Annotated in this window: 23 protein-coding genes; 13 read left to right on the top strand and 10 right to left on the bottom strand. The window is 59.8% G+C overall.

What is annotated here, in order from left to right:
• Positions 1-12 precede the first annotated feature (12 nt).
• The 9 genes from HL45_RS11440 (at position 13) to HL45_RS11480 (ending at position 9462) form a co-directional block, all read left to right on the top strand.
• Positions 13-498 (top strand): DUF7283 family protein, encoded by a 486-nt coding sequence (locus tag HL45_RS11440; protein WP_049971228.1) that lies wholly within the window; start codon positions 13-15, stop codon positions 496-498.
• On the top strand, positions 479-910 hold the full coding sequence (locus HL45_RS11445) for a DUF7285 family protein (RefSeq protein WP_049971229.1): 432 nt from the start codon (positions 479-481) through the stop codon (positions 908-910). The genes HL45_RS11440 and HL45_RS11445 overlap by 20 nt, the downstream gene beginning before the upstream one ends.
• Positions 910-1791: a DUF7284 family protein gene (locus HL45_RS11450; RefSeq protein WP_049971230.1), complete on the top strand. Its 882-nt coding sequence runs from the start codon at positions 910-912 to the stop codon at positions 1789-1791. The genes HL45_RS11445 and HL45_RS11450 overlap by 1 nt, the downstream gene beginning before the upstream one ends.
• The gene (locus tag HL45_RS11455; RefSeq protein ID WP_233274755.1) at positions 1788-4910 is read left to right on the top strand and encodes a DUF7286 family protein; all 3123 of its coding nucleotides are present in this window, start codon (positions 1788-1790) and stop codon (positions 4908-4910) included. The genes HL45_RS11450 and HL45_RS11455 overlap by 4 nt, the downstream gene beginning before the upstream one ends.
• On the top strand, positions 4897-5328 hold the full coding sequence (locus HL45_RS11460; protein ID WP_233274756.1) for a DUF5791 family protein: 432 nt from the start codon (positions 4897-4899) through the stop codon (positions 5326-5328). The genes HL45_RS11455 and HL45_RS11460 overlap by 14 nt, the downstream gene beginning before the upstream one ends.
• A 96-nt stretch (positions 5329-5424) precedes the next feature.
• Positions 5425-6264, top strand: a complete 840-nt coding sequence (locus HL45_RS11465; protein ID WP_049971231.1) for an SDR family oxidoreductase — start codon at positions 5425-5427, stop codon at positions 6262-6264.
• Positions 6265-6332: 68 nt separating this feature from the next.
• Positions 6333-7514 (top strand): DHH family phosphoesterase, encoded by a 1182-nt coding sequence (locus HL45_RS11470; protein ID WP_049971232.1) that lies wholly within the window; start codon positions 6333-6335, stop codon positions 7512-7514.
• A 66-nt stretch (positions 7515-7580) separates the two neighbouring features.
• Positions 7581-8720, top strand: a complete 1140-nt coding sequence (locus tag HL45_RS11475) for a DUF373 family protein (protein ID WP_049971233.1) — start codon at positions 7581-7583, stop codon at positions 8718-8720.
• Positions 8721-8757: 37 nt separating this feature from the next.
• On the top strand, positions 8758-9462 hold the full coding sequence (locus tag HL45_RS11480; RefSeq protein WP_049971234.1) for a diphthine--ammonia ligase: 705 nt from the start codon (positions 8758-8760) through the stop codon (positions 9460-9462).
• A gap of 127 nt (positions 9463-9589) precedes the next feature.
• Here the strand turns inward: HL45_RS11480 and HL45_RS11485 are convergent, their stop codons facing one another.
• Complete coding sequence (locus HL45_RS11485; protein WP_049972008.1) at positions 9590-10567, bottom strand: sugar phosphate nucleotidyltransferase; 978 nt, start codon at positions 10565-10567, stop codon at positions 9590-9592.
• Positions 10568-10706: 139 nt separating this feature from the next.
• Positions 10707-12713 carry a bacterio-opsin activator domain-containing protein gene (locus HL45_RS11490; RefSeq protein WP_233274757.1) on the bottom strand — a complete coding sequence of 669 codons (2007 nt, stop codon included), beginning with the start codon at positions 12711-12713 and terminating at the stop codon, positions 10707-10709.
• Positions 12714-12791: 78 nt separating this feature from the next.
• On the opposite strand from HL45_RS11490, the gene HL45_RS11495 reads away from it, so the two are divergent.
• Positions 12792-13088, top strand: a complete 297-nt coding sequence (locus HL45_RS11495) for a transcriptional regulator (protein WP_049971235.1) — start codon at positions 12792-12794, stop codon at positions 13086-13088.
• A gap of 168 nt (positions 13089-13256) precedes the next feature.
• Here HL45_RS11495 and HL45_RS20425 read toward each other — a convergent pair whose 3' ends face one another.
• From HL45_RS20425 to HL45_RS11525, 8 genes are all read right to left on the bottom strand, one after another.
• Positions 13257-13499, bottom strand: coding sequence for a hypothetical protein (locus HL45_RS20425; protein ID WP_144240070.1), 243 nt, complete (start codon positions 13497-13499; stop codon positions 13257-13259).
• Between the two features lie 32 nt (positions 13500-13531).
• Complete coding sequence (locus HL45_RS20430) at positions 13532-14194, bottom strand: hypothetical protein (protein ID WP_144240071.1); 663 nt, start codon at positions 14192-14194, stop codon at positions 13532-13534.
• Between the two features lie 299 nt (positions 14195-14493).
• Complete coding sequence (locus HL45_RS11500) at positions 14494-14904, bottom strand: Rieske (2Fe-2S) protein (protein ID WP_049971236.1); 411 nt, start codon at positions 14902-14904, stop codon at positions 14494-14496.
• 50 nt (positions 14905-14954) lie between these two features.
• Positions 14955-15806: an aminotransferase class IV gene (locus tag HL45_RS11505; RefSeq protein WP_049971237.1), complete on the bottom strand. Its 852-nt coding sequence runs from the start codon at positions 15804-15806 to the stop codon at positions 14955-14957.
• Positions 15807-15818: 12 nt separating this feature from the next.
• Entirely contained in the window at positions 15819-16397 is a 579-nt protein-coding gene (locus HL45_RS11510; RefSeq protein ID WP_049972010.1) for an anthranilate synthase component II, read from the bottom strand.
• Positions 16398-17016: 619 nt separating this feature from the next.
• Positions 17017-18549, bottom strand: a complete 1533-nt coding sequence (locus tag HL45_RS11515; RefSeq protein ID WP_233274758.1) for an anthranilate synthase component I family protein — start codon at positions 18547-18549, stop codon at positions 17017-17019.
• A complete protein-coding gene (locus HL45_RS11520; RefSeq protein WP_233274759.1) occupies positions 18533-19174 on the bottom strand; it encodes a helix-hairpin-helix domain-containing protein in 642 nt (213 codons plus the stop codon). Before HL45_RS11520 ends, HL45_RS11515 begins: the two co-directional genes overlap by 17 nt.
• Positions 19175-19200: 26 nt before the next feature.
• Positions 19201-19998: a shikimate dehydrogenase gene (locus tag HL45_RS11525; RefSeq protein ID WP_049971238.1), complete on the bottom strand. Its 798-nt coding sequence runs from the start codon at positions 19996-19998 to the stop codon at positions 19201-19203.
• Between the two features lie 79 nt (positions 19999-20077).
• Between HL45_RS11525 and HL45_RS11530 the strand changes: the two genes are divergently transcribed.
• The 3 genes from HL45_RS11530 (at position 20078) to HL45_RS11540 (ending at position 23861) form a co-directional block, all read left to right on the top strand.
• Entirely contained in the window at positions 20078-21043 is a 966-nt protein-coding gene (locus HL45_RS11530) for a calcium/sodium antiporter (RefSeq protein WP_233274760.1), read from the top strand.
• Between the two features lie 46 nt (positions 21044-21089).
• Positions 21090-22379: a sodium:calcium antiporter gene (locus HL45_RS11535; RefSeq protein WP_049971239.1), complete on the top strand. Its 1290-nt coding sequence runs from the start codon at positions 21090-21092 to the stop codon at positions 22377-22379.
• Positions 22380-22460: 81 nt separating this feature from the next.
• Positions 22461-23861 carry a D-aminoacyl-tRNA deacylase gene (locus HL45_RS11540; protein WP_049971240.1) on the top strand — a complete coding sequence of 467 codons (1401 nt, stop codon included), beginning with the start codon at positions 22461-22463 and terminating at the stop codon, positions 23859-23861.
• Positions 23862-23978: the final 117 nt, after the last annotated feature.

Consider the following 23978-nt stretch of genomic DNA (forward strand, 5'->3'; position numbering starts at 1 on the left):
CCACTCCGGGCCATGTTCGATGCACCTGTCGATGCGTGGTACGTCTGGCTCGGCGTGGCGGTGGCGAGTCTGGCGGTGTTCGGCGTCGCCGCCGAACTGCCGACGACACCGCCGCCGGACGCCGTCCGTGCGGTCAACACGGTCGATTCCGTTGCGGGATGTGAGTACACTGCGACCGCGGAGCATCCGATTTCGGCGCGGGAAGTCAAACTCGATGCTCGTGGAATCGGATTACGCGGTGTGGGCGGTTCTGCCCACGCCGCGTTCGTCTCGGATTCCGTCGTTCCGGTCGGGAGCGTGGACGGCTCGAAACGAGACACGAATCTGCGGCGAGTATTGAACGGAGAGCCACCGGATTCCGTGTTTGATTCCCCGACCGATTTCGCGTCGGCGGTACGCGTCGCCGGAAATCGGAAAGCAACGTGGCAGGGTGCGGACAACACCCTTCGGATTCGCTGTGTTTCGTGGGAGGGAGTGGATGCCACACTGGTCGCGTGAACGGGCGCAAGCCGAACCGCTCCCCGCACTCGTCGCGGTGTTCGCCGTGTGCGTCGGACTCGTGACCTACACAGGAGTCTTGGGCGACGCGATGCCGGAACCGAATCGGAATCCAGCGCCAGCGACGCTATCGGAAGTCGAGCAGGTCATCAGTTCGAACGGCATCGTGGAACCGACTCGACTCGCGGACGCGCTCCGAACGAAACCGGCGGGTCGCCGCCTCAACATCACGCTTGCGACGGATTCGGGGAACGGAAACCAGACCCAACTGTGGCACGCAGGCCCGCCAGTCCCGAAGACTGCGAATTCTGCGGAAACCGCGAATTCTGCTGAAATCGCCGAAACCGTCGTGAGCGTTCGAATCTCTCCAGGAAACATCCGCCCGGCCCGCCTGCGCGTGGAGGTGTGGTGATGGGCAAAACCCGGCGACGGGCCATCAGCACCGTCTTCGACGTGACGCTCTGTTTGCTGTTGGTGAGCGCCAGCGCGTTCGTCCTCGTCGGGGCGCAGTCGCCCCGTCAGACCACAACCGACGAGGAACCGACCGGCAAGGAACCGGCCGCCGAATCGACGGCAAACGTTCTCACCACCAGCACTGCGGCGGTGAACTACACCATCCGAACCAAACAAAAACCGCTGCCGCGGAAACATCACGGCACAGTCGCGGGACTGCTCACCGAGGCCGCGATTGCCAATACGACGGTTCACGGAACCGAGCTACTGCCGGAGAGCGAGAATTTCGAAACCGCCGTCGCACGGAGAGTACGGAATCAAATCGGTATCACGAACGGGACGAATACACACGTCGTCGTTCGCTGGCGACCGTACCGAGACGCCCACATTCGGGGAGACACCGCTGTCGGAAACTTGCCACCGCGAGACGCAACTGTCCACGCCACCTCCCTGTCTGTTGCGAGCGGACTACCGGGAGTTCGAGACGGTGCACTCGACGCGGCACGGCAGGATGGCTATCGCGGCGTTGCACACGTCGTTGCGACCGGAATCGTCTCCGGGTTGGTTCCGAAGCATTCGACGAATCTTGCGCTCCACGACCGACCCGCGGTGGCGGATTCCGCGGCCGGTCGATTCCAACGACTGAACAAACGGTACGATGCCAAATTGCCGAGCGGTGCGAACGACGGTGGTGGAATAGGAACCAGACAAACACTCGTTCGGGCGATGACTACGACAATCGAAACCGAACTCCGGAAAACGTTCGAATCGCCAGTGGAAGCGGCCCAATCCGTCTCCGTCGGACGGGCGGAACTCGTCGTCAGGACGTGGTCTGCATGAAATTGGCAGCGGATACTCGGGGACGGGTTCCGTTCGCTCTCGTCGGCGTCTTGCTACTGGTCGGCAGTGCGACGTTCGCGGGGACGCTTGCGACTCGAACGTCGCCGACGGTAGACCGAAGCGTCGAGCGAGCGATGGAACACGCCACGGCGAGTACGCAGACTGCCCTTCGAGGCGCGGTTCAGCGGGCCGGAAACGACGCATCCGCACAACCGCTCATCGAACCCGCAAACACGACTACCGGTGAGATCATCAACGATTCTGCGGCGTTTCGGGAGTATCTCCGACTCCGGATCTATCTCACTGCGCGGGAGCGACTCGAATCCACCTCTGTCCGCGTCGGCGACGTTCGCGCGACGCCGTCGCTTTCCCCGACAGCAAACGCCAGTTCGCTCCGGCGTGCGACGGAGCGAGTCCACGTCGAACCGGTCGGAAATGCGACCGAATCGGGGCTTCGAGTCAGAATCGAAAACGTCACACTGCGAGCGTACCGCGACGAATCTATCGTCGCGGAAACCGCTCGAAACATCACCATGGTCGTCGAAACGCCTGTTCTCGCGCTTCACGAGCGAGTTCAGCGGTACGAAACGCGGCTGAACCGCGACCCGTTCGACCCCGGCCTCGGGCGACGACTGACTGCACGACTGTATGCGACGACGTGGGCGCGCGGCTACGCCCAGTACGGCGGTGCGCCCATCGGAAACGTGTTGACGAATCGCCACGTCGAACTGATGGCGAACGGGGCGATGCTGGAAGAACAACGAAACGCCTTCGGTCGAAGCGACCCTGCCGGACGGAACGGACTCCGGCGGGCGACTGCTCGCGTCGGACTGTCAGACGTCCTGATTCCGACTACGAAACGAGGGACGTTCTGGACGGACATCGTGTTGGAAACGACCGACACCCTCGCCGACGAACCGCAGACCATCTCCGGCCCGACGAATACGACGTACTCGCCCGAAGATGGAATGGTCGTCGGCGTGAATGAATCGGCGGACAGGGCACTGTTCGACCTCATCGGAGAGAACGAAGCATCCGCAGGTGGCGAAAAAAACCAGTTCGACACTGCACTCGAATCCGCCTCCGAAGTTCCCGTTCGGACGGTTGCAACCGTCCGAACGGTTCGAGACGAATCTCGTCCCAAACCGCGGTCGCCGGGGAAAAACTGGACGCTCGTAGAACAGAAATCCAAAACGCGAGTGTCCGCCGAAAAGGCCGACGAAGAGCGCCCCGGAACACCTCCCGGATGGCATCTGTTGTGGACTGCTGACCGACGTGTCACCCAAACGCACGTAACAATCGACCGCTGGGAGAACGAAGACGGGACGAACCGAACGACGACACGGCGATGGACGGACGAGTTCGTCGTTTCGCTCGGCGTTGCGGGCGACCACACGACGACCGAGTTCGCACCGGAACGACCGCTGCCGACGGCGCACGAACCCGGTGGGCCGTTCTCCGGGGCGAATCTCGCGGACGTCGAGCGAAAAGCGGTCGACGTGCTCGTTTCAGCGCGTGGCGGCCCGGACAGCCTTTCGAAACGGGCCGTCGATGGCACGCTCGACACGCGTCCGAAAACGGTGCAGGGTCGGCTTCCGACCGAACTGCGGGAGTGGGCGTATCGGGACGTTCGTGAACTCCGAAATCGAATCGAAAACCGCACGATGACGGTTTCCCGCGGCGCAGTTGCCGGTGGGAAAACGAATCCGGCCGCGACGCTGGCGGCGGAAATCCGAACGAACAGAGATGAGTTGGTGGCTGCACCATCGACCTACGACAGCACGGCCGAGCGAGCGCGCTACGCGGTTCGCGCTGCGTACATCGACGCGGTTTCGTCTCGCCTCGATAGCAGAGCGGAACGAACTGAACGCACGCAAAAAGGATTCACTTCGGCGGTTCGGGACGCGACTGGCATTCCGCTCGACCGCGTGCAGAAGATACTCGATTCCAGAACGCGGGTCGAATCGCCGACGCGGAATCCACTTCCGACGAGTGGTCCGGGTACGCCGACGCCCCTTTCCGTCGATGGCGCACCCGCGTATCTCACGCTTTCGGCAGTCGAACACGACCACGTGTCGGCAGTTCCGCGGGGAGAGAACGCCCATCCGATGTCCGCACGAAACGTCAACCTGTTCGCGGTTCCCACCGCAGACGTGACGGACGGTATCGTCTCGTTATTGCCGGATGCGCGGGATGAAAAGCGGGTGAGTCTCCGAGACGGCGCACTCACCTTAAAAGCCGCGAACAGGACGCTTTCGGGCGGTGACAACGAAAGCCTGCGGAGACAGCGAACCGGCCTCCAGCGGTCACTTCGGCGGACGAATACCGGCGTTAGGAAAAATCTCGCTGATTCCCTCGAAACGACCGATTTGAGTTGGGGAGAACGCTGGGTCGCCATCCGCCGCGGACTTGCCCGATGGGAGACGACGGCAGACCGGTCGCTCGCGCTCTCGAACGGTTCCGCGGCGAAACCCATCGCGGCGGAACTCGAAAAGCAAGGAACAGCACAGAGAACCCAGATACAGCGCGACCGACTGACGATTCAGGTTCAGATCGGACTCGAAACCGCGCGCTCGGAGACGAAGGGCGTGAAGGGGTCGGCGGTCGAACCGGCGAGGAAAACGGTTCGAACAATCGTCGAGGACGAAACGAAGCGACTGGCGAAACAGACGATAGAGAAGGGAGTCGAGGGTGCACAGAAAAAATGGGTCAACGAGACGATGGCGAGTCTCACAGCAGGATTGCCGGTTGCCCCCGTCCCGGGATACTGGTACGCGACGGTCAACGTCTGGCAGGTCGATGTGTCGGGAACCTACGCCCGGTTTACCGTTCGGGCGCGACACGGGTCGCCCGTCTCTCCGGGCGCGTCAGTCGCGTACACTCGGAAGTCACAAGCGGTTCGGATGGATTTCGACGGCGACGGCAGAAAAGAACTGTTCGGTCGAACGACGCCCGTTTCGTTCGACACGTGGACGACGGTTCTCATCGCGGTTCCACCGGGGAAGCGTGGCGTCGGCGACGTAAACGGCGATGCGGACGAACGGTCGCCGGGATGGTCGAATCGGAGTAACAACCCATTTGACTCGCGCGCCCTTCGTGGCGAGCATGCTCTACGATGAAATAGAAAACCCCGGCGAGTTGACGCCAGCGGAGGTTCACGCGCAGTACGTCGCCGAACTCGCGGGAACAACCGAATCAGTCGGCGTTGACGACGTGGTTGCAGAAACGGAACTTGACCGAGAAGCGGTCGAGTCCGTCGCAAATGGCGAGAAACTGGAACTCACGCTCGAAGATGCCGCCGCCATCCTTGCGACGGGTGACGCCCCGCCGAAAGACACCATCCTGCTCGAAGTGCGCGACCACCTCCTGATGGGAATGACGACCGGCGTTCTCGACATCGACACGCTCGCGTCCAGCATCGACAGCGACCTCGGTGCGCGCGCACTCCAGCAGAAAATCGAGGGGCGAGCGCCGATGACGCTCGAAGAGTACGCGCTCGTCCACCATTTCATTGCAACCCGAAACGACCGCGACTGAGATTCGGCGAGATGGCGAAACGACAAGACGATGAGACGACGAGACAGCGGGACAGCGAGACGGCGGGGTTTTCTGCATTGCATCCGAAGGTTTCGTATGAACGTCGCAATTCTCGGCTGTGGCTACGTCGGCCTCGAACTGGGTCGACAGTTGGACGAGAACGGACACGACGTGGTCGGCGTCAGGCGGTCTGCTGATGGCGTACAGACCATCGAAGACGCGGGGTTCGATAGCGTGCAAGCGGATGCAACCGACGAGAAATCCTTGTCCGCGATTCCTGACGTGGAGGCGCTGGTTTATGCAGTCAGTGCAGGCGTCCGCGATTCGGATTCAGCACGAAACGCCTACGTGAACGGCCTTCGAACGACGCTGTCCCATTTTTCGGAACGTAACTCGCCGCCGGAACGAGTCGTCTACACCTCCAGCACCGGCGTGTACGGCGACCGGAATGGGGATTGGGTTGACGAATCGACGCCATTGGAACCGGAAACCGAGCGACAGGAGATTCTGGTCGGAGCCGAACGAATCGTTCGGGAGGAACACGATATGGAATGGACGGTTGCCCAATTCGCGGGATTGTACGGCCCTGACCGATACCGACTGGAACGTTATTTGGACGGAACCGTGGCAGAACGATACCTGAACCTGATTCACCGCGACGATGCGGCGGGCGCGATTCGGTTCCTGTTGGAAACCGACTCGGCGCGGAACGAAACCGTGCTTGTGTGTGACGACGAACCGATTTGGAAACCGACGCTCGCGGAGTGGCTTGCGGAGCAGTGCGGTGTCGAGGGGCCGACGGTGGGGGACGCAACCTCCGAACGCGCGCGGTCGAGTAAACGTTGTTCGAACGAGAAATTGCGGGAGTTGGGCTACGAACTTCGGTATCCGACGTATCGGGAAGGGTACCAAGATGCGATTTCCGCATACCGATAGCCCGGAAACGTCTGACATCTGTTACCGTTGGGAAAAGTTCTTGTTGTCACATATCGACAATTCGGAGTATGGAGTTTCCGGCCGACCAGTCGGTTCAGGGGCTATTTCGGACGGCGCAGGTTTATAGCTCCGAGAATACGATGCTCGTCGTCGGTGCGGCACTGGGCACAGTCGTGCTCGCGGTGTCGTTGTGGCTGGTCGTTCGGTGGATTCGGCGACCGATGGGTGCCAGACTCAAACGGGCGCTGGCGAAACGGGACGAAATCGTCGTCCTCATGCATCCGAACCCCGACCCGGACGCGATGGCCTGTGCAATCGCCGTCGCGTATCTCGCCGAAACGGTCGAAACGGACGTAACATTACAGTATTCCGGCCAAATACGACATCAGGAAAATCGCGCGTTCCGAACGATTCTCGACCTCGAACTCACTCGCGTCAAACACGTAACCGACCTCGCTTCTTCGACCATCGTCCTCGTTGACCACAACACTCCTCGCGGATTCGACGAGGCCGAACGAATCGAACCCTACGCCGTCATCGACCACCATCCCGGCAACGGAACCGGCGAAGTGTTCACCGACAAGCGAACGAACTACGGCGCGTGTTCGACCATCGTATCGGAGTATTTCGAGGAACTCGGTGCGACTCCCGTCGGGCCGGACGAGATTCCGCCAGAAGACGAATTCGTTCTCCCCTCGGACGTCGCAACCGGACTGCTGTACGGGATTCAGTCCGACACGAAACACCTCACGAACGGCTGTTCCGAGGCGGAATTTTCGGCCTGCGCGTATCTGTATCAGGGTGTGGACGAACACCGCCTCGACAGAATCGCAAATCCGCAGGTCAGTGCGGAGGTGCTCGAAATCAAATCGCGGGCCATCACGGAACGCGAAGTTCGTGGCTCGTTCGCGGTCTGTAACGTCGGCGAACTGTCGAACGTGGATGCGATTCCGCAGGCCGCGGACGAACTCATGCACCTCGAAGGCGTGACGGCGGTCGTCATTTACGGTCAGAAAGAAGACACGTTTCACGTCTCGGGTCGTTCGCGCGACGACCGCGTCCACATGGGAAAAGCACTGCAATCCGCAGTGTCCGAGATTCCGGGTGCGGGTGCAGGCGGGCACGCTCGCATGGGTGGCGGGCAGGTACCCGTCGAATCGGCGGTCGTCGCGGGCGGGATGGAAGTCAGCCTGTGGACGAATCGGGAGTTCACCGACGGTATTTTCGACGCGCTCAACGGAAACGTCTGACGAACGACAGCCAGTTGGCATAAAGAAGACCTTTTTATCCCCTGCCCGTCTGAAGTCAGATACCGAATGAGTACGCTGGTGGTGTGCGTCGATAGAAACAACGACATCGGGCGCAAGACCGGACTTGACATGCCCGTCGCGGGGTGGGAAGCAGTTCGCTCGCTCGTCACCGATGTCGGACTCGCCGACCCGGAGGATTCGAGTGTCAACTGTCTGCTCGAAACGCTCCGTGTGGCCCGCGACCTCCGCGACGGCAACGAGGAACCGATAGTCGCGGTCATCTCCGGCACCGCCGAAACACGGGTGGGCGCAGACCGCGCCGTCGCCGCACAAATGGACGAACTCGTGGCTGAACACGACCCCGATTCCGCCATCATCGTCATCGACAGTGCGGAAGACGAGCGGTTGGTTCCCATCGTGGAAAGTCGCATTCGCGTCGATGCCGTTGACCGCGTGGTCGTCCGACAAGCCCGCGACATCGAATCCACCTACTACCTGCTGAAGCAGTTCCTCGCAGACGAGGAACTGCGCCAGACCGTCCTCGTCCCGACCGGTATCGCGCTCATCGCATTCCCGGTACTGTTGCTCGAACTGGGACTGGCTATCGCGACCTCGGCAATCACCGCGGTTATCGGTCTGTTCGTCCTGTACAAGGGCCTCGCAATCGGGGACTACTTCCGCGATTTGCCCGGCGAAGCACGCGATGCGCTGTACTCTGGGCGCGTTTCAATCGTCACCTACGTCGTCGCGTTGGGGTTGTCGCTCATCGGCGTCTTCGCAGGTGCACTCCGCGCCGCGCCGCTGGAACCCACGGAGAGCATCCTCATCACCGCGATGGCGTTCACGTTCGAGAGCGTGCCGTGGCTCGCGGTCGCCGCGCTGACCGCGAGCGTGGGCCGACTGCTGGACGAGGCGATTCGCAACGACCGACTTCGGAACTCCTACCTCAACCTTCCGTTCGGCGTCCTCGCAGTCGGTCTGGTCGTCCGCGGGTTTTCCGCCTACTTCCTCCAGCGCGACGGCAAAATCGCGCCCGTCGTCGTTCCCGAAATCTCGGTCGGCCAGACGACCATCAACCAGTTCACCCTCGACCCCGGGGCGCGACTGGCGGTGTACGTCTTCCTCGGCGTCTTCGTCAGTTTGCTGGGCGTGCGCGTAGCCTCCTACGTGAGCGGAACGACCATCGAAGAGGAAGTTGCGGAGTAACCGAGGGCCATTTATTCCCGCATTTTCAAAGCAAACCATGAACCAGCAGGCGTGGGTCAGTCTCTTTTCCGGCGGGAAAGATTCTTCGTGGGCGCTTTACCGCGCACTCGAAGACGGTCTGAACGTGGAGCGACTGCTCACCGTCCATCCAGCGGGAGATTCGTACATGTATCACGTCCCGGCGACCACGTTGTCCACGCTCGCCGCCGAAAGCATCGGCATCCAACTCGTCAACGTCGATGGCGACTTCGACGCCAAAAACGCCGAAGATGCCGGAGAGCAGGGCGACAAGGAAACCGAAACGCTGGAAGCCGCGCTTCGCGACCTTGACCTCGATTTGGCGGGCGTCACGGCGGGCGCAGTCGAAAGCGAGTTCCAAACGCATCGGATTCAGGATTTGTGCGACCGCCTCGGCATCGACCTGTTTGCTCCCCTCTGGCAGGAAGACCCCCGCGAACTTGGGGATGCGATGATTGACGCCGGATTCGAAATCAAAATCATTCAAGTCGCGGCCTACGGCTTGGACGAATCGTGGCTTGGCCGAACGCTGGACAAGCAGGCATTGGACGAACTGGAGACACTCAACGACGAGTACGGCGTTCACATTTTGGGGGAGGGCGGAGAGTTTGAGACGTTAGTAACCGATGCGCCGCATATGGAACGACCAATCGAATTGGAGTACGAGACTGAATGGGATGGAGACCGGGGACGGGTTCGAATTTCGGATGCGAAACTAGGGTGAGTAGCGTTCCACGAACGAACAGCGTGAGTGAGCGGACTTCTGTTGTTTGTAGAATCAGTACGAAGACATGACTCTGGGAAGTCATGTCTTCGTCAAAAGTCAAACTAGTCGGATTCGAGGCTTTGCGTTACTCGTCGCGCGCACCGTTCGTAATCTGGGTGTGCGCACCGATGAGGGCACCCGCGAGGTCCATATTCTCGATGTGCGTCTTCTCGTCGATGATGGAATCTCGCACGTCACAGTCCCGAACCATTGCGTTCGAGAAGATGATGGCGTTATCGACGCTGGCGTTTTCGAGCGTCGCACCATCCATCACGTGGACGTTCTCGCCGACTTCGGCGTTGTCGAGCGTCGCGCTGTCGGCGACGTAAGAATCGCCATCGAGATACCACGACACCGCATCGAGATAACTTTCCGGCGTGCCGATGTCGAACCACGCTTCTTCGAAGGAGAAGGCGTACACCGGTTCTTGGGCCTGCAACCACTGGAGGAACCACCCGGGTTCGTCCGGGTTGTTGCCATCTTGGAGGTACTCCTGCAGGAGCGGCAAGTTGTCCTGCGTGAATGCGTAGCAGGCGATGGAAACCAGCGTCGAGTTGGGGTCGTCGGGTTTCTCTTGGAAATCGACGACGCGGTCGTTGTCCAGTTCTACGAGGCCGTAGGATTTCGCGCGCTCCTTGGTCCCAACGTCGTAGGCGGCCAGAATCGGCGATTCTTTCTCCTCGAAGAAATCGACGAACTCGCCGACGTCGAAACTGATGAGGTTGTCTCCGGCGATGACGATCATGTCGTCATCGACTTCTTCGCGTTCGACCAGTTGGGCCAGTGCGCCGACGACGCCGAACTTCTCGTCTTCTTCGGCGGTGTCTTCGACGCTCAGTGTCGGCTTTTCGAACTCGCTTTCTTGGAGGTGCGTGCGGAACTCGTCCGCGAATCGCTCGTTCGTACTGACGTACACCGTATCGATACGGTCGTCGGCTTCGAGGTCGGCGAAAATGCGGTCGATGACCGTTGTCTCACCAATCGGGAGAAACATCTTTGGCCGGTGTTTCGTGATGGGCCACAGGCGCGTCGCGTATCCGCCCGCGAGGACGACGGCTTTCATGCGTTGACCGTCACTCCCGCCCCCTAAGTCCTTTTTCATTGCAGTGCCGACGAATGCTGTGCGGCCTCCGTACCGACTCTGTGCGAACATTCGCACAAAAAATCTATGCACTTACGCGAAAATTCCCGCGTAAAACCGACTAGCCGTCGATGAACGCCGAAAGGAGTTCGTTCTGTGCCTTCCGAAGATGATAGTGGAGCGTCGGCGACGTAATATCGAGCGACCCCGCGACTTCCTCGGCGGTGCTCCCGCGTGGCCAGTCGTAATATCCCGCGAAGTACGCCGTTCGGAGCGCCGTCTCCTGTCGGTCGGTAAGCCGTTCGGTCAACGACTGTCGGAACTCGCGGGCCGTTTGTGTTCCTCGCCTAACTGTGCGCTTGCCGACCAACTGCGAGTCCGGGTAGGCTGACTGAAAGGTGTCCACGACTTGCCGAACGTCGGTGTCGTGTGGCACTTCCGCGACGAGGGTCACTTCGCCCGAATCAACGGTTGCGGACTGGACGGCCGCGCCCGCCTCGATGAGTTTTTTCACCGTCGATTCGGCCATGACGGTTTCGAGGACGAACCCGGCATCGTCGCTTTCGATGAGTCTGCACTCCTCGATTTGTTTCGCGTCGGAAACCATCTCTTTGACGCGCTTCGGCGATGTGCCGTCGATTCGGACGTAGTGGAGCAGTTTTCCGTCCGAGGCCGGAACCAACCCGTGAAGATAACACCGACAGTCCAACTCGCGGGAGATGATCAAAAACACCTCTCGCGGGTCGTTCACCTGAAACTCGAGTTCGACGGCGCTGTCCGACAGCAGTATTTTCTTGTTTTTCGCGGCGTTGATAGCGAAGCCAATCGTGTCGCCGAGCGTTTCGAGCGCGGCTTGTGCCCGCTTTCCCAGTACGCCGGACTGTGTCGAAACGAGCGATAGCGTGCCGTACACGGTGTTGCCATACGAAATTGGAATCGAGATACCGGATTCGACGCCGCAGTCGAGTGCCTCCTGACAGACGGCAGGTGGGAGTTTGTCCGTGTCTCGAACGTCTCTGATGACCTGTAACTCGTCGGTTCGCATCGCCATGTCCGCCGGGTCGTCGTCGATTGCCGTTCCGAAGTCGATGAGGGTGTCGAGATAGCCGTCGATTCCTCCGGCGCGAGTTCGGGGTGTGACCCCTTCTCGACTCACTTCGCTTTCGTCAGTCCACGCGAGTTCGTACAGCCCGGAATCGACCAGTCGCTCGCAGATCAACTGCTCGATGTCGTCCCGGGTTGCGGCGTGAACGAGTTCGTGGATGACCTCCTGAATCACCCGATGAATCTGGTTCAGCGTCTCCAACTCCTCGTGCTGTCTGGTCAGTTTGTGTTCTCGTTTACGGCGGTCTGTGATGTCCCGAGCGACCCAGACGACGGCCTCGCGACCGTTGATTTTTGCCCCGAGCGGCGTCGTTCGCGCTTCGAACCAACGTTCCCCTCGTTCGACCTCCAGTGGGTATTCCATCGTCTCGATACGTCCGGTGTCGAGCGTCCGATGGATGTGTGTCAAAAACCGATCGGCTTCGTCCTCCGGAAACACGTCGTGAAGTTGCCTTCCAACCAAATTCGTCGGAGAGCTGGCGGCCAGATTCTCGGTGTTCGGGCCGACGAGCAGTTCGCAGTAATATCCTTTGTCGTCGAGAAGGAAGGCAACGTCCGGAAAAGTGGTCGTGAGCGCCTTGATTCGGCTTTCGCCACGCCCGCCGAGATGGGTTTCGATGACGTTCTCGATGCTCGTCCAGAGGTCGTCCATCCCGTCTACGGTCGTTTCGGGGAGGTAGTCACTCACGCCCGCCGAAATCGCTTCGCTTGCGACGTGTTCACCGCCCGCGCCAGTGAGCATGACGAACGGGAGGTTCGGATAGTCGTCGCGTACCGATTCGAGGAGGGAAAGACCGTCGCTCTCCGGGAGGTCATAGTTACTGACGATGCAGTCCACGGCGCGTCGTTCGAGGCGGACGAGGCACTCCGACGCCGACGATTCGACGTGGACGGTCAGGTCGTCACGTGCGCGGGCAAACGTCCGCGCGATGTCCGTTTCGTGTTCAACAAAAAGGACGGTTTGATTGTTTAGCATGATTTCGTCGGGCATCTCGGTGTGCTCCCCGTATCGCAGATTAGCCATGTGCGACCGGAGGAAAATACTTTACGCCGTCATCTTCGTCGCGGTAGAAATTTGAACGAGCGACGCGAACCTCGAAATATGACCGAGGACGAAACGACGCGGGAGCAGATTGCGGACTTCCTCAGGGAGACGCCCGCCGCGCCGAGCACCCTCGCGGTGGAGTTCGACATCACGCCCGGGTCGGCGCTCCGACACGCCAAACACATCGCCCGGTCGGTCGAATCCGGCGACGAACAACTGCTCGTCGCGCCGCCCGAATGCCGGGACTGCGGATTCGACAGATTCGACGACCCGGCGAACCGCCCCTCCCGGTGCCCGGAGTGCAAGAGCGAAGCAATCGACGAACCGACGTTTACGATTCGGAACGTGGAGTGAGGAATCGAAAAAAGTCGAATCAAACGAATATTCCGACGTCTAGTTTGCCATCCGTACTGCACCTCACGCTTACGTGAAGTGGGTTCTCATACCCGGTAGTATTCTCCGTAACTTCTTGATTTCCAACAGTAGCACGAATCTCCGTGATAGGAATTTCTGGGTAGTCTTCTATATATTCAGTGGAGAATTTATTACCGGGTGCTCCAGAGACGGTAATTTTCCGTTCGTATGCGATTTTTCCATCCTTGCTATGTAAGAAAATATTAAATTCTTTTGATTTTCACTAAAATTAGAGGCATCTAAGGAAGCAATATCTGCTCCATTTTTACTCATTATGTTTTCTATACAACCGCTAGAAATGCCGACTACAGTAACTATACTAGCAGATGTTAAGAACTTACGGCGTTTCATACAATCAAAAATAGATTATTAAGTGGTTAAATTTATTGCTTTTTGATGGACGTCGGATTCGCTTCTACTTTTGCCCAATTTGGATACTGAACTCGGTGAACCGCTCCGCCTCCTCCAATTCTTTCCAATCGTGGGATTTGGTTTGCTGCGTGAGCAGGAATCGTTTCAAGTACCTTTATTTGAGTACTATTTGACAATAATTGGTATCCATTTTGTTGAAGTTCCTGAGGACTATGCGATGCATACGATACTGGCAATTCGTCAGATTGGGTTGAATAAGCAGAGGTGCCGTTTTTCTCCGCGTCAACTCCGTTCGGAAAATATACGTAAAATGAAACCGGAACCGCATTAGAACCAACGTTCGCTCCATCTAATACACCACGAACTTTGATTTCAGAATCGTAATAATAATCATGATGGGTTCTGAACCGAGCATATGACTCGTTTTCTGCAGCACCGGAATGAGATGAGTGGTACTCTAAGTTTGTTCCTGTTGCACTTCGGTTGCCCGAATCAACTAGTTCATAGAGTACTCTCGCGGCGTCGTATGCAATATCTGCGCCCTGTTTTAACTGACCTGCGCAAAGTCCGATAGCAGCATCTAATGCATAAAGTGCTGCATCACCATAATTTAACGATGAACCCCCCAGAAGATGGACGAACTCCAAATGGAGGCGCTTGGTTAAATGGGTCATCAGCCAATATTATGTTTGATGGGCCTGAATGCTCGGTAACCTCCATCTTTTGGCCAAATAACTCTGAAATTTTATTCGCGGTTGATTCTCCCGCATTGCTATGTGTAGAAACGCCCTTTCCCGCAAAAGTAAATTCATGTTCTGCAGGTAGTTGACCACCACCGTCCGTACCCACATAACTTTGAAGATAATTCAATTCACACCATAAATTTAAATTTTTATATCTTTTTATAACTATTTAATATTGAAACCACTTATTGAGCATTGATAAAAAGGTCGCGCGAATGTACACAAAATAGCTATTCGAATCCAAGAGAGCGATTCGAGGACAAATCGTACTCGATAGAAGACCCCTGCTGAACGAAATCATAATCGGAGTCGGTCAGATACACTGCACCATCTTCGACGGTCACGTCAACCGAATCGAGGACGGCGTCTTCACACGGGCCGTAAGAACAGACGCCGGAATCGGCTTCGAACAGCGCGCCGTGCTTGCCGCAGACGAGTTCGCCGTCGCGCATGGTCGCCCCGTTTCCTTTGTCGAGGCGCACGTCCGTCCAGTGTTGGCAGTAGTTTTTCCATGCAAGCACGTCGTCGTTCTGCGTGACCAACACGGCTTCCTCCTCGTCGAAGCCGTTCCGAATCGTGAATAGGAAGGTGCTGTCGTCGGGGAGTTCCGAAAGCGCGGCGATGCGGCGGTTCTCGTCCATCGGCGAGGGATTGCTTGCGAAGACGCTTGAGGCTTTTCAATGGGAGTGCATCAGTAGTGGCGCGATTCCACCAGCGCGTCGAAGGCCGCCGCGAGTTCGCGGGTAACGGAACCGACTGCAAATTCCTCCCCACCGAGAGAACCGACTGGGCGAACTTCCCACGTCGTGTTCGTCAGAAACGCCTCGTCGGCGCGCCGGAGGTCGTCCGGGCGATAGCAACCGGTTCGGGTCGGAATCCCCACCTCCTCGGCCAGTTCGAGGACGACCTTTCGGGTGATTCCGGGCAGAACCGGCCCGGAAAGCGAGGGCGTGTGGAGCACGCCCTCGCGGACGAAAAACAGGTTGCTCGTCGCGCCCTCGGTGAGGTTCCCATCCGAATCGAGCATGAGCGCCTCGTCAGCCTCGGTTTCGAGGCGGGCCAGAACCCCGTTCAGGTAGTTGTGCGTCTTCGCGTGCGCGGGCAGTGCTTGGTCGGGAACGCGCCGGGTTTCCACGATTTCGGCGGTGGCCGAACCGTCCCAGACTGAGGTTCCGCGTTTTCCCCCACGCGGAAGTTCGGAGACGATGATGACGACTGTCGGATTGTCCGCCGGGGCGGGCGTCAGTTTCCCGGGTTGAACACCCCGCGTAATCGAGCATTTGACGTAGGCGTCCCGCACGTCGTTCGCGTCCAGCGTCTCGTGGATTCGCGCTTGGAGTTCGTCGTCGCCGATTCCGTGGTCGATGGAAAGCGCCTCGCAGGTTCTCCGGAGGCGATTTACGTGGGCCTCCCACTCGAAAATCGTGCCGCCGTAGGCGCGCAGGGTTTCGAACCCGGCGTCGCCGTACATGAAACCCCTATCGCGGACGCTGACCGTCGCTTCCTCCGCGGGAACGAGACGGCCGTTGACGTGGTACTGCATGGTCTTTATTTACTACTCCACGGCATCACACAACTCGCAGAAGTTCCGAATCATCCGTTTTCCCTCGTCGGTGAGGATGCTCTCGGGATGGAACTGCACCCCGACGTGCGGGCGTTCGGCGTGCTGAACCCCCATCACGGTTCGGCGGTCGTCCGCGGTCTGGGCCGTTTCGACCAGCGCGTTCGGCAAGTCGCCGCGCTCGACCGCCAGCGAGTGATAGCGCCCGACTTCGAACGTTTCGGGGAGTCCGGTGAAAATGCCTTGCCCGTCGTGGCTCACCGTCGAGGGCTTGCCGTGGACGACCTCCGGAGCGTGAACCACGGGCGCCCCGTTGGCGGCACAGAGCGCCTGATGGCCCAGACAGACCCCGAGCGCGGGATAGGTCGTTTCCGCGAAGATAGGAACCGAAACCCCCGCGTCGTCCGGCGTTCCGGGGCCGGGCGAGACGACGATGCCGTCCGGGTCGAGTTCGCGGATGCCCGCGATGTCGATGGCGTCGTTTCGCCGGACGACTACCTCGTCGGCGAACTCCCCAACGTATTGGACGAGGTTGTAGACGAACGAGTCGTAGTTGTCGATGACGAGAATCATTTTCTGGGATTTGGTGGGTTTCGCGTCTTGGTCGTGAGTTTCGCGGGTTTCGGGTAAACTTTGTTGGTTCGATTGAATTTTGAGAAGGTGCAGTGGCGACGGGATTTCGAACTCTTTTCCGGTTTTGTCTTCGATTTCTGGTAGCAAATCACGACTCCACTGAAACCGCACCGCAACAACTACACCCTCCCCAACCGAGTCCTTCGCTCCTACCGTCGCTCAGTCCTCCCTCGCGCGGGCGAACCACAGGTCCGCCGTCGCGCGCCGTATAGTACGTTTGGAGTTCGTGGATATTCACCACCTTCATGGCGCGTGCGTCAGCAGACCCGAGGAAAACGCGGTTTCTCCGAAACCGCGACTGCGAGCGGCGGAGCCGCGAGCCACCGCCGAGGGTTTGCAGATTATCACGCGAGGTCTTCGTGAGCGACAAAGGAGCGAGCGAACGGCTTGTCGAAGCTTGCTCCGACAGTGGACGAGTGCGTGAACGAACGTAAGCGCACGAGTCGGTTGGGGAGGATGTGGCCTGCGGTGGCGGTGCGGTTTTCATTGGAGTCGGCAACAGCTAGCAACACCGAAAAAAGACGGTACCAGATTTGACCACTATCACGTACTGAAGCGACTACTCCACGGAAAACCCATCGTCACGACCTAAAGCCTCGTCAATCGCCTTCACGAGCGCCTTCCCCTTCGCTAGCGTTTCCTCGTACTCCAGTTCTGGCACGGAGTCGTGGACGATTCCGGCCCCGACGCGCAGGTGATACTCGTCCCGATACCGAACCAGCGTCCGGATGACGATGTTCAAGGTCGCCCGGTCGTCGAAGCCGAGCATGCCGATACTTCCCGTATATGGCCCTCTTCGAGTCGATTCCAGTTCGTCGATGATTTCCATCGTCCGGGGTTTTGGCGCGCCAGTAATCGTCCCGCCGGGGAACAGCGCCGCGATTGCGTCCGTCAGACTCACCCCCGACCGCCGCCGCCCGGCGACCTCCGAAACGAGGTGCATCACCTCGGAGTACTTATCGACCCGGCGGTAATCCGTCACCTCGACAGTTCCGTACTCGGCGATTTTCCCGCAGTCGTTTCGCTCCAAATCCACGAGCATCGCGTGTTCTGCGCGTTCTTTCTCGTCGCCGAGGAGGTCGGCTTCGAGTTCCGCGTCCTCCGCCGCAGTGTCTCCCCGCGTTCGAGTTCCTGCGATGGGTTCCGTGACGATTCGTTCGTCCTCAACGGAGAGCAGGAGTTCCGGACTGGCGCTGACCAAATCGACGCCCGGAAATTCGATGAGCGCGGAGTAGGGCGCTGGATTCACGCGCCGAAGCGCGTCGAAGGCTTCGACGGGATGCACGCTCGCGGGCGCTTCGAGTCGCTGGGAGATGTTCGCCTGAAACGTCTCGCCGTCGCGGATGTACCGCTTGACGGCCTGCACGCGCTCCGCGAAGGCGTCCTTGCCACAACTGCTGACGAACGACCCCTGTTCGTCGGTGGGCGGGTCGCCAACCGCTTCGTCGCCCTCGATTGCAGATTGGGCGAGGACACACGCCATTTCCCGAGCTTTTTCGTAGGTCGAATCTGGATTATCAGGGTTCCCGAGTCGTGGACAGGCCGTCACTCGGAGGGTCGTTTCCGGACTCTCGTCCGCTTCGCCGTGCGTTTCCCACGCCGCAACGCAGTCGTACAGTCCGAACTGGAGTTGCGGCAGGGTTCGGTCGTCCGTCGCCAGTCCCGGAAGCGTCTCCAACTCGCGCACGAGGTCGTATGAAAGCCAGCCGAACAGGCCGCAGGGGTACGGAACGTCGCAGTCCCCGCGAAGCAGTGTTTCGTCGTCCAGCACGCCCGAAAGCGCGGCGAGGCTCGTTCCCGACTCATTGGCGAACTCGCTGTCCGCTCCGCCGAATAGCGAGTCCGCATCCTGTCTCGCTTGCAGTCGCTCTGTCGGTTCGACGCCGAAGTAGCCCCAGCCGGACTGTCCACCCGTCGTCGCCAGATAAAAGCCACCGGAACCGTTCCGCGCGCGTCGGTAGGCGAGAAACGGGTCGTCCACGTCGATACGAACTTCGACGGGAATCCTCGCGCCGCGCGATGCGTCGCGGGCCACCTCGCGGTACGCAAACCGCGAGGTGATGACCGTCAGTTTCTCACATCGATTTCGCACGTTCTATCCAGCCTTCGATTCGCTTCGCCGAGAGGTCGGTTTCTTCCGCGAGTTCCTTGGAGTCCGCGACCGCCAACTCCGCCGTGTCGGCCACGCCCACATTGCGAAGTCGCTCGGCATACGCCGGGCCGATACCTTTCACGTCTTTGAGCGGTCTGCCAGCCTCAGTCTCCGGTTCGGGTTCCGCCGCCGGTTCGGTTTCATCGACGGGTTCCGCGTCCTCGGGTTCCGCGTCCTCGATTTCCTCCGGGCCGGGTTCGGGTTCCGTCCCCTCGGTTTGTGCGGGCTGTCCCGCTTCCGCGGACGGCCCAGTGGCCTCGGCCGGTTCCGCGGCGGTGTCCACCTCCGACTCGGCTTCCGATTCGGCTTCTGCCTCCTCGATGTGGTCGGTCGGTTCGTCCACGAGGTCTTCGGTCGAGACGCTCGTGTCCGATTCCGGGGTCGCCTCCGATTCCGGGGACTCGTCGGGTTCTGTCTTTTTCACCGCTTTCTCGTTCGTCGCATCCGGTTGCTCTCGCGTCTCGGTCGGTTCGCGTTCTATCGTCACGCCGGAGTCGCGCTGGCGCGTTTGCGAACGCTCATCGCCAAGACCGAGCAGCGATTTCAGCCGTGTGATAAGCCCCATTACATGATTGTACAAAGCCCCATCACTTAAAGGCGTCTTCGCAAGGCGGCGTCCATCCGTTCGACGGGAGCCGGTTCGTCAGTCCATATTTCAAACGCCGCGACGCCTTGAAACAGGAGCATCCACGCGCCGTCGATGGTCGTGGCCCCGCAGTCGGCCGCCTCGCGCAGAAGTGTGGTTTCGAGCGGTCGGTACACCGCGTCCATCACCGCGAGGTCGGGGTGAAGAGTCTCCCGCGGAACCGGGGAAACGTCCTCCTCCATTCCGACGCTCGTCGCGTTGACCAGCACATCCGCCTCGGGAACGATGTCGCTCAATTCGTCCAATCCGTGCGCGCTCGCGCCCGGCACGTTCTCGGCCAGCGATTCGGCGCGCGTGCCGGTTCGGTTTGCAATCCGAACCGTCGCGCCCTCGTCCGCCAGCATGAATGCGACTGCGCGCGCCGCCCCGCCAGCACCGACGACGACCGCGGATGTTCCGTCGAGTGCCACGTCGTGGCGGGAAAACGCGCGGCGAGCGCCCTCTGTGTCCGTGTTGTGGCCGGTTGGAGTACCGGAGCCGGAGAAATCGACCGTGTTCACCGCGCCGATTCGCTCCGCGAGCGAATCGGCTTCGACGTGGGAAAGAACGTCTTCTTTGAACGGAATCGTGACGTTCAATCCTCGGATACCGAGCGTCTGTGCGCCCTCGATTGCTGCCCCGATTCTTTCTGGTTCAAAAGTTACATATCGCGCGTTCAACCCGAGTTCGTCGTATGCAGACTCGTGCATCGGCGACGACAGAGAGTGGCCGACTGGATTGCCGAGCAGTCCGTAAACGTCCATACGTCATCTGTGGTCTGCTAACGAATAACCTATTCGTCGGAAGTAATATATATTGGTGGTGAAATGAATCAGGAAGACAATGTACGCGCCGCAATTCACGATGGGAATGTCCGCCGACCTGCTGTTACTGCTCGGTGGTATCGTACTCCTCTATATCGGTGCAGAACTGCTCGTGGATAGCGCGTCGTCGCTCGCGCTCGGCGTCGGCATCGCTCCGGTGACTATCGGCGTGACAATCATCGCCTTTGCAACGACCGCGCCGGAACTGTTTGTCAGCCTCATCGGTGCCGTCTCCGTCTCCGGCGACATCGGCCTCGGCAACATCGTCGGGTCGAACATCGCCAATATCGGCCTCGTGTTGGGTGCGTCCGCACTCGTCCAACCGATGGCAGTCAACCGCGACCTGCTGTGGCGACATGGGTCGTTCATGCTCGCCGCCGTCGTCCTCCTCGTCGTTCTGGGAAGCGACGGCGTGCTCAGTGCGGCTGACGGCGCACTTCTGCTCGCCGTCCTCGCCGTCTTCACGGCCTACATCCTTCGGCACACGCGCCGCGGCGGCGACGAGGCTGCCGTCACCGACGAAGTCGGCGACGAAGGAGCAATCAACACGCGCACCGTCGGCATGTTCGTCCTCTCGGTTGCCGTCCTGCTGGCGGGGTCGCGTCTGCTCATCATGGGGAGCGTCGAACTACTCCGTGGATTCGGCTTTTCCGACCTCTTCATCGGCCTCACCGTCGTCGCGTTCGGTACCTCGCTTCCCGAACTCGCCACCTCGATGGTCAGTTCCGCCCGCGACGAAGCGGATTTGAGCATCAGCAACGTTATCGGAAGCAACATCTACAACATCCTCGCGGTTATCGGCGTGCTGGCGCTCGTCGTTCCGGTGAACGTTCCGGTGGCCACGCAGAACTTCGAGTTCCCGTTCCTCATCGCCTTCACGGTCGGCGCGATGGCACTGATGGCACACCGACATCACGTCTCTCGGTTTAACGGTCTACTGTTAGTCGCCGGATACGGCGCGTTCGTCTTCCTCTTGTTTCCCTGATTCCGGAACGCAAGGATTACCTTCGGCGACCAGCAACTGATGTTCGATGAAGGAACGATTACGACATCCACTTACAGCAGTTTTTCTCTCGGTGCTTCTAACAGCACCGTGGATGGGGCTGTGGGCGACCGGAAACGCCCATTCCCTTTCGACGCTGCAGACGATTGCCATCACCGGAATTTCAGTACTCGGCGCATCGTTTTTGCTTGCATGGGGGGCGGAGACGGCGGAGGAGGACGTTCCGCGTGCATTCGCGCTCGCCATCCTCGCCGTTCTCGCCGTCGCCCCCGAATACGCGGTTGACGCACTGTACGCGTGGAACGCGGGCGCGTTCGCCGGAACCCCTCGCGGGGCGGAAAACGCGAGCCTCGCCGTTGCGAACATGACCGGCGCGAACCGCATCCTCATCGGACTCGGCTGGTCGGCTATCGCCGTGTTCGCCATTTACAAAGCGAAGACGACGAACGACCCTGCGGTCGAAAGTCGGAGCGGCTTCCTCGCCGACCGAGTGAAACTCGACCCGGACATTTCGACCGAAATTCTCTTCCTCTTCATCGCAACCATCTACGCCTTCTTCGTGCCGCTCGGCGACGGCATCGGCTGGCCAGACATGGTGTTCCTCGTCGGCCTGTACTTCACATACATCATCTTCACGCTGAACGCGCCGCACACCGACGAAGAGCAGGTCGGCGTCCCGGCCTACTTCCAGTCGTTCAAAAAGAGCATTCGTGTTCCCATCTATCTCGGGATGTTTGCGTTCTCGGCTGTCGTTATTTTCACCGCCGTCGAACCGTTCGCGCACGGATTGGAGGCATACGGGGAGCAAATCGGCGTTCCCTCGTTCTTGATGATTCAGTGGGTTGCGCCGCTCGCTAGCGAGAGTCCGGAACTCATCGTCGTCGCGTATCTGGTCAACAAGGCGCGCTCGACGGCGGCGTTCAACGCGCTCATCTCCTCGAAACTCAACCAGTGGACGCTCCTCATTGGAACCCTCGTCCTCGTTTACAGCATCTCGCTCGGCAGTCTCGAAACCCTTCCGCTCGGCCAGAAACAAGCTGGTGAAATCTGGCTCACCGCCGCACAGAGCTTCTTCGCGCTGGCGATTCTGGTCAACTTCACAATCAGCATCCGCGAAGCCCTCGCACTGCTCGTGTTGTTCCTCGTGCAGTTGTATCCGGATTTCCACCACTACGACGCTCTCATCGCGTTCAGCGCCGTTTACATCGTCCTCGGAATCGCGCTGTTGGCGACTCGCCGGGAGGCGCTTCAATTCCTCGTCGGTCGCGTCTACAAGCGTATTTCCGGCGGCGAACCGGCACCGGTAGAACAGGTCTGACCGTTTCGGCACTCCAACAGCGCCCGTAGAAGTCAGTCCACATTCGACGCCCTTTTTCGATTTTAGCGCGGAGTCCTGACCATGATTGCCGTCGTCGTCAGCCGCGCCGATTACGCCTCGGAACACATCGGCGAGCAGTTGCATTCGAAAGCGGAGTGGATGGAAAACGAAGACGATTCTCGCCCCGACGCCGACGGTGGCGGAACGTACTACCAGCGCGAGGGATTCGAACTTCGCGAGTTCGAATCCCTCCACCTCGACATCGAAAACGTTGCAGAGGCGTTCTCGAATCCCGAAATGCTCGTCTTCGCCTCCCGCCACTCGGGCGACACCGGCCCACTGCTGACGGCACACTTCACGGGCAACTTCGGCCCGGCGGAGTACGGCGGGGCGGACGGGAAACTCGCGGAAACGTCTCCGAACGCGCAGAAAAAACTGCTCGATTCGTTCGACGAGCACGCGCCGGAATCCTACGAAGTTGGCATGGAGTGTACCCATCACGGGCCGAGCGAAGTCCGCGTTCCGTCGATGTTCGTGGAACTCGGAAGCGGCGACGAACAGTGGAACGATTCCGATGCGGCGCGCGCAGTCGCGCAGGCCATCCTTGACCTTCACGGCGTCGAACCGACGCGCGAACGACAACTGGTTGGCTTCGGTGGCGGTCACTACGTCCCGCGATTCGAGCGAATCGTCCGCGAGACGGACTGGGCCGTCGGCCACATCGCCTCGGACTGGAATCTGGAGGAACTCGGGTCGCCAGACGAGTCACAGGCGCGGGAAACGATTCGGCAGGCGTTCGAGCGAAGCGGCGCGGAGTACGCGGTTTGTGAGGGTGAGTACCCGGAACTGGAATCGGTCGTCGCCGACCTCGGCTATCGACTCGTGAGCGAAACGTGGGTTCGGGAGGTGTCCGGCGTTTCCCTCTCGCTCGCGGAAAAGCTGGAAACCGAACTGTCGTCGGTCGAATCCGGACTGCGATTTGGAGAAGTGGCGGGCAGCATGGGCACTGCGGCCGACACGGACGATACAGACGACACGGACGATGCAGACGACCCGAACGATGCAGACGACCCGAACGAGTTCGAAATCGTCCCGCTCCCCGACGATTTGCTCGACAGTGCGACGGGAATCGACCGCGAGGAGACGCGGGATGCGGTTGCGAAGCACGCAATCGCGTTCGAAACCGAACAAGGGGGGACGCGAGTTTCGGGGCGGGCGGCAGTTCGCGGGCCGGACGATTACGACGCCATTATCGACGCGCTGGCGGCGCTTCTCGACCGAAAGTACGACGAAGTCGAACGAACGCCGGACGAAATCGTGGTACGAGAAACCGGCTTCGACCCCGAAAAAGCCCGGAAACTGGGTGTTTCGGAGGGACCGAAGTTCGGAAAACTCTCGGCGGGAACCGCGGTAACGGTCGCAGAAAGGACGATTCCGCCGGAGGCCGTGCGAACCGAACGCACACATCGCTTTTCCATATAATTTTTGAACGTTTCGCGTGGTAAATCGGTGGTTCACATAAGTATTATTCTATAGGTGGTGTGCGAACGTGCGTCAGACGTGCGTCATCCAGAGGGGAAAGATAATTAATCTGCGTTG

The sequence above is a fragment of the Haladaptatus cibarius D43 genome (genome assembly GCF_000710615.1).
GTDB classification, from domain to species: Archaea; Halobacteriota; Halobacteria; order Halobacteriales; family Haladaptataceae; genus Haladaptatus; species Haladaptatus cibarius.

Excerpts from the sequence above, each read along its gene's own strand:
- HL45_RS11475 (WP_049971233.1), top strand. The coding sequence starts at position 7,581 with ATGAGTACGCTGGTGGTGTGCGTCGATAGAAACAACGACATCGGGCGC.
- HL45_RS11440 (WP_049971228.1), top strand. The coding sequence starts at position 13 with ATGTTCGATGCACCTGTCGATGCGTGGTACGTCTGGCTCGGCGTGGCG.
- HL45_RS11445 (WP_049971229.1), top strand. The coding sequence starts at position 479 with ATGCCACACTGGTCGCGTGAACGGGCGCAAGCCGAACCGCTCCCCGCA.
- HL45_RS11480 (WP_049971234.1), top strand. The coding sequence starts at position 8,758 with ATGAACCAGCAGGCGTGGGTCAGTCTCTTTTCCGGCGGGAAAGATTCT.
- HL45_RS11470 (WP_049971232.1), top strand. The coding sequence starts at position 6,333 with ATGGAGTTTCCGGCCGACCAGTCGGTTCAGGGGCTATTTCGGACGGCG.
- HL45_RS11525 (WP_049971238.1), bottom strand. The coding sequence starts at position 19,998 with ATGGACGTTTACGGACTGCTCGGCAATCCAGTCGGCCACTCTCTGTCG.
- HL45_RS11495 (WP_049971235.1), top strand. The coding sequence starts at position 12,792 with ATGACCGAGGACGAAACGACGCGGGAGCAGATTGCGGACTTCCTCAGG.
- HL45_RS11500 (WP_049971236.1), bottom strand. The coding sequence starts at position 14,904 with ATGGACGAGAACCGCCGCATCGCCGCGCTTTCGGAACTCCCCGACGAC.
- HL45_RS11540 (WP_049971240.1), top strand. The coding sequence starts at position 22,461 with ATGATTGCCGTCGTCGTCAGCCGCGCCGATTACGCCTCGGAACACATC.
- HL45_RS11450 (WP_049971230.1), top strand. The coding sequence starts at position 910 with ATGGGCAAAACCCGGCGACGGGCCATCAGCACCGTCTTCGACGTGACG.
- HL45_RS11485 (WP_049972008.1), bottom strand. The coding sequence starts at position 10,567 with ATGAAAGCCGTCGTCCTCGCGGGCGGATACGCGACGCGCCTGTGGCCC.
- HL45_RS11505 (WP_049971237.1), bottom strand. The coding sequence starts at position 15,806 with ATGCAGTACCACGTCAACGGCCGTCTCGTTCCCGCGGAGGAAGCGACG.
- HL45_RS20425 (WP_144240070.1), bottom strand. The coding sequence starts at position 13,499 with ATGAAACGCCGTAAGTTCTTAACATCTGCTAGTATAGTTACTGTAGTC.
- HL45_RS20430 (WP_144240071.1), bottom strand. The coding sequence starts at position 14,194 with ATGACCCATTTAACCAAGCGCCTCCATTTGGAGTTCGTCCATCTTCTG.
- HL45_RS11520 (WP_233274759.1), bottom strand. The coding sequence starts at position 19,174 with ATGGGGCTTATCACACGGCTGAAATCGCTGCTCGGTCTTGGCGATGAG.
- HL45_RS11460 (WP_233274756.1), top strand. The coding sequence starts at position 4,897 with ATGCTCTACGATGAAATAGAAAACCCCGGCGAGTTGACGCCAGCGGAG.
- HL45_RS11465 (WP_049971231.1), top strand. The coding sequence starts at position 5,425 with ATGAACGTCGCAATTCTCGGCTGTGGCTACGTCGGCCTCGAACTGGGT.
- HL45_RS11510 (WP_049972010.1), bottom strand. The coding sequence starts at position 16,397 with ATGATTCTCGTCATCGACAACTACGACTCGTTCGTCTACAACCTCGTC.
- HL45_RS11490 (WP_233274757.1), bottom strand. The coding sequence starts at position 12,713 with ATGGCTAATCTGCGATACGGGGAGCACACCGAGATGCCCGACGAAATC.
- HL45_RS11455 (WP_233274755.1), top strand. The coding sequence starts at position 1,788 with ATGAAATTGGCAGCGGATACTCGGGGACGGGTTCCGTTCGCTCTCGTC.
- HL45_RS11535 (WP_049971239.1), top strand. The coding sequence starts at position 21,090 with ATGAAGGAACGATTACGACATCCACTTACAGCAGTTTTTCTCTCGGTG.
- HL45_RS11530 (WP_233274760.1), top strand. The coding sequence starts at position 20,078 with ATGTACGCGCCGCAATTCACGATGGGAATGTCCGCCGACCTGCTGTTA.